Raw genomic sequence first — 383 nt, 5'->3', positions numbered from 1 at the left:
AGTTTAACCTTTACTATTTTAAGGAGTTTAAAAATGGGTTTGATTGCTATCGCATGTGGTTTGATCGTTGCCTTGGGTGCATTGGGTGCCTCTATCGGTATCGCAATGGTTGGTTCTAAATACTTGGAATCTTCTGCCCGTCAACCTGAGCTGATCGGTCCTCTGCAAACCAAACTGTTCTTGATCGCTGGTCTGATCGACGCGGCCTTCTTGATCGGTGTGGCTATTGCCCTGTTGTTCGCCTTCGTTAACCCGTTTGGTGCTGCGTAATCAAGACGGAGCGATCCGTTCAGATACAGGCTTATGGTCTGTTTGATTAACCCAGATACGAAGGTTAAGTAACGTGAATATTAATGCAACCTTATTTGCGCAAATCCTAGTTT

At 44.9% G+C, this 383-nt stretch carries 1 protein-coding gene; it reads left to right on the top strand.

The genetic code is table 11. The annotated features are described in order from the left end of the window. The first annotated feature begins 33 nt into the window (after positions 1-33). Entirely contained in the window at positions 34-270 is a 237-nt protein-coding gene (atpE, locus tag ACTHSP_RS22575) for a F0F1 ATP synthase subunit C (protein WP_003676106.1), read from the top strand. Positions 271-383 lie beyond the last annotated feature (113 nt).

Source organism: Neisseria sp. P0001.S005, from assembly GCF_051963715.1.
The sequence above is the reverse complement of the archived record's forward strand: the minus strand, read 5'-3'. Positions and strand labels throughout refer to the sequence as shown.